Annotated in this window: 2 tRNA genes and 3 rRNA genes; all 5 read left to right on the plus strand. The window is 48.6% G+C overall.

Annotation, left to right across the window (positions count from 1 at the left end):
* Positions 1-1,070 (plus strand): 16S ribosomal RNA (locus A9G30_RS07150); the annotation flags it as partial.
* Between the two features lie 58 nt (positions 1,071-1,128).
* A tRNA-Ile gene (locus tag A9G30_RS07155) sits at positions 1,129-1,205 on the plus strand.
* A gap of 52 nt (positions 1,206-1,257) precedes the next feature.
* Positions 1,258-1,333: transfer RNA gene (locus tag A9G30_RS07160), tRNA-Ala, on the plus strand.
* 261 nt (positions 1,334-1,594) lie between these two features.
* Positions 1,595-4,493, plus strand: a 23S ribosomal RNA gene (locus A9G30_RS07165).
* Between the two features lie 170 nt (positions 4,494-4,663).
* Positions 4,664-4,779 (plus strand): 5S ribosomal RNA (rrf, locus tag A9G30_RS07170).
* Positions 4,780-4,919: the final 140 nt, after the last annotated feature.

Raw genomic sequence — 4,919 nt, forward strand, 5'->3', positions numbered from 1 at the left:
CAACAATTGACGTTAATTACAGAAGAAGCACCGGCTAACTCCGTGCCAGCAGCCGCGGTAATACGGAGGGTGCGAGCGTTAATCGGAATGACTGGGCGTAAAGGGCATGTAGGCGGATAATTAAGTTAGGTGTGAAAGCCCTGGGCTCAACCTAGGAATTGCACTTAAAACTGGTTAACTAGAGTATTGTAGAGGAAGGTAGAATTCCACGTGTAGCGGTGAAATGCGTAGAGATGTGGAGGAATACCGGTGGCGAAGGCGGCCTTCTGGACAGATACTGACGCTGAGATGCGAAAGCGTGGGGAGCAAACAGGATTAGATACCCTGGTAGTCCACGCTGTAAACGATGTCGATTTGGAGTTTGTTGCCTAGAGTGATGGGCTCCGAAGCTAACGCGATAAATCGACCGCCTGGGGAGTACGGCCGCAAGGTTAAAACTCAAATGAATTGACGGGGGCCCGCACAAGCGGTGGAGCATGTGGTTTAATTCGATGCAACGCGAAGAACCTTACCTGGTCTTGACATCCACAGAATCCTGTAGAGATATGGGAGTGCCTTCGGGAACTGTGAGACAGGTGCTGCATGGCTGTCGTCAGCTCGTGTTGTGAAATGTTGGGTTAAGTCCCGCAACGAGCGCAACCCTTATCCTTTGTTGCCATCGGTTTGGCCGGGAACTCAAAGGAGACTGCCGTTGATAAAGCGGAGGAAGGTGGGGACGACGTCAAGTCATCATGGCCCTTACGACCAGGGCTACACACGTGCTACAATGGCGTATACAAAGGGAGGCGACCTCGCGAGAGCAAGCGGACCTCATAAAGTACGTCTAAGTCCGGATTGGAGTCTGCAACTCGACTCCATGAAGTCGGAATCGCTAGTAATCGTGAATCAGAATGTCACGGTGAATACGTTCCCGGGCCTTGTACACACCGCCCGTCACACCATGGGAGTGGGTTGCACCAGAAGTAGATAGCTTAACCTTCGGGAGGGCGTTTACCACGGTGTGGTTCATGACTGGGGTGAAGTCGTAACAAGGTAACCGTAGGGGAACCTGCGGTTGGATCACCTCCTTACGAAGAGCTCGTAAGTGTTCACACAGATTGTTTGTTTAGAAGAAAGAGTCACTTTATTGGGTCTGTAGCTCAGGTGGTTAGAGCGCACCCCTGATAAGGGTGAGGTCGGTGGTTCAAGTCCACTCAGACCCACCAATTCTACTTGTTAAGCTGATTTTAGCTTGATTGGTTGATGAAGTGAGACAATGGGGCTATAGCTCAGCTGGGAGAGCGCCTGCCTTGCACGCAGGAGGCCAGCGGTTCGATCCCGCTTAGCTCCACCATTAAAGATATCTCTATTATTCGATGATGAAAAAATTATGTTTGTATTTACTTGAGTTAAAAGATGAGTGAATAGAAAGATAAAGCTCTTTAATAATTAGGAACAAGCTGAAAGAAACGAGTTCTCGTTTTTACGGAAAGTTTTTATTTTTGGTTTAATGATATATTTGATAAATATTGAGTTAAGCTGATTAAATTAAAAGTATTGAAGTAAAAAAGAGAAAAAAGCGTAAATTGAAAACCAAGACAACTGTGAGTTGTAAGGTTAAGAAATTAAGCGTACACGGTGGATGCCTAGGCAATCAGAGGCGAAGAAGGACGTGTTAATCTGCGAAAAGCGACGGTGAGCCGATAAAAGGCGCTATAGCCGTTGATGTCCGAATGGGGAAACCCAGTGTAGGTGACTACACTATCATCTGATGAATACATAGTCAGATGAGGCGAACCGGGAGAACTGAAACATCTAAGTACCCCGAGGAAAAGAAATCAACCGAGATTCCCTAAGTAGCGGCGAGCGAAAGGGGAGGAGCCCAAGCGGGTAGCATGATGTATTAGTGGAAGCGTCTGGAAAGTCGCACGATAGAGGGTGAAAGTCCCGTACATGAAAATGCATGATGTGGAAGCTTATAGAGTAGGGCGGGACACGTGATATCCTGTCTGAAGAAGGGGGGACCATCCTCCAAGGCTAAATACTCCTGATTGACCGATAGTGAACCAGTACCGTGAGGGAAAGGCGAAAAGAACCCCGGGAGGGGAGTGAAATAGATCCTGAAACCGTGTACGTACAATCAGTGGGAGCTGTTACCGTTGGGTAATAGTGACTGCGTACCTTTTGTATAATGGGTCAGCGACTTATATTCTGTAGCGAGGTTAACCGAATAGGGGAGCCGAAGGGAAACCGAGTATTAACTGTGCGTTAAGTTGCAGGGTATAGACCCGAAACCCGGTGATCTAGCCATGGGCAGGTTGAAGGTTGGTTAACACTAACTGGAGGACCGAACCGACTAATGTTGAAAAATTAGCGGATGACCTGTGGCTGGGGGTGAAAGGCCAATCAAACCGGGAGATAGCTGGTTCTCCCCGAAAGCTATTTAGGTAGCGCCTCATGAGTAACTGTTGGGGGTAGAGCACTGTTTCGGCTAGGGGGCCATCCCGGCTTACCAACCCGATGCAAACTCCGAATACTGACAAGTTTAATCATGGGAGACACACGGCGGGTGCTAACGTTCGTCGTGAAGAGGGAAACAACCCAGACCGCCAGCTAAGGTCCCAAAGTCATAGTTAAGTGGGAAACGAAGTGGGAAGGCTTAGACAGCTAGGATGTTGGCTTAGAAGCAGCCATCATTTAAAGAAAGCGTAATAGCTCACTAGTCGAGTCGGCCTGCGCGGAAGATGTAACGGGGCTAAAACTATGCACCGAAGCTGCGGCAGTGCACGCAAGTGTATTGGGTAGGGGAGCGTTCTGTAAGCCGTAGAAGGTGTGTTGTGAGGCATGCTGGAGGTATCAGAAGTGCGAATGCTGACATAAGTAACGATAAAGCGGGTGAAAAGCCCGCTCGCCGGAAGACCAAGGGTTCCTGTCCAACGTTAATCGGGGCAGGGTGAGTCGACCCCTAAGGAGAGGCCGAAGGGCGTATCTGATGGGAAACGGGTTAATATTCCCGTACTGGTTATAACTGCGATGGGGGGACGAAGAAGGCTAGGTTTACCACCTATTGGATGGTGGGTTAAGCATGTAGGCGTGTGATTAGGCAAATCCGGTCACTGAGACGCTGAGGTGTGATGACGATGCACTAAGGTGCAGAAGTAATTGATGCCCTGCTTCCAGGAAAATCCTCTAAGCTTCAGGTTATAATCAATCGTACCCGAAACCGACACAGGTGGTCAGGTAGAGAATACTCAGGCGCTTGAGAGAACTCGGGTGAAGGAACTAGGCAAAATGGTGCCGTAACTTCGGGAGAAGGCACGCTGATGTTAATTGAAGTCCCATGCGGATGGAGGTGAAATCAGTCGAAGATACCAGCTGGCTGCAACTGTTTAATAAAAACACAGCACTGTGCAAACACGAAAGTGGACGTATACGGTGTGACGCCTGCCCGGTGCTGGAAGGTTAATTGATGGGGTTATGCTTATGCAGAAGCTCTTGATCGAAGCCCCAGTAAACGGCGGCCGTAACTATAACGGTCCTAAGGTAGCGAAATTCCTTGTCGGGTAAGTTCCGACCTGCACGAATGGCGTAATGATGGCCAGGCTGTCTCCACCCGAGACTCAGTGAAATTGAAATTGCCGTGAAGATGCGGTGTACCCGTGGCAAGACGGAAAGACCCCGTGAACCTTTACTATAGCTTGACAGTGAACATTGAGCCTTAATGTGTAGGATAGGTGGGAGACAAAGAAGTGTGTACGCCAGTATGCATGGAGTCGCCCTTGAAATACCACCCTTTAATGTTTGATGTTCTAACCTATACTTCTGAATCGAGGTAAGGGACACTGTCTGGTGGGTAGTTTGACTGGGGCGGTCTCCTCCCAAAGAGTAACGGAGGAGCACGAAGGTTAGCTAATCCTGGTCGGACATCAGGAGGTTAGTGCAATGGCAAAAGCTAGCTTGACTGCGAGAGTGACGGCTCGAGCAGGTACGAAAGTAGGTCATAGTGATCCGGTGGTTCTGAATGGAAGGGCCATCGCTCAACGGATAAAAGGTACTCCGGGGATAACAGGCTGATACCGCCCAAGAGTTCATATCGACGGCGGTGTTTGGCACCTCGATGTCGGCTCATCACATCCTGGGGCTGAAGTAGGTCCCAAGGGTACGGCTGTTCGCCGTTTAAAGTGGTACGCGAGCTGGGTTTAGAACGTCGTGAGACAGTTCGGTCCCTATCTGCCATGGGCGTAGGAAAATTGAGAGGGTTTGCTTCTAGTACGAGAGGACCGAAGTGAACGCACCGCTGGTGTTCGGGTTGTGATGCCAATTGCATTGCCCGGTAGCTACGTGCGGAATAGATAAGTGCTGAAAGCATCTAAGTACGAAACTAGCCTTGAGATGAGTTTTCCCTGAAGAGATTCAGTAAGGTCCGTTTGAGACTAAGACGTAGATAGGTCAGGTGTGTAAGTGTAGTGATACATTGAGCTAACTGATACTAATGAACCGAGAGTCTTAACCTTACAACTCGGAGTTGTTTTGGAGTTACGCGATTGGATGATTGAAGTTGATATTTTTAGAGAGATTGACTTTAAATTGTTTAATAAATGATAGAGCAGTTTGTTCCGGATTGAGCAATTGCTGTGGATATGAGATAATACATGGTAATTGAGAGAAGAGAAGACAGGATATGTCTGGCGGTAATAGCGCGGTGGTCCCACCTGACCCCATGCCGAACTCAGAAGTGAAACGCCGTAGTGCCGATGGTAGTGTGGGTATTACCCATGTGAGAGTAGGGTGCCGCCAGACTTTTAAATTTAGTGAAGCCCAGCAGTGATGCTGGGCTTTTTTACGTTTGGTATTTTATTTAATGGAGCTCTGATTTGTATAATAATATCTAGAGCGGATAGCCCGAAGAATAACGGATTGAAGATGATAAGTTGATGTTG

It is taken from the genome of Gilliamella sp. Fer4-1, assembly GCF_001690515.1.
In the GTDB taxonomy this organism is placed as follows: Bacteria; Pseudomonadota; Gammaproteobacteria; order Enterobacterales; family Orbaceae; genus Gilliamella; species Gilliamella apicola_C.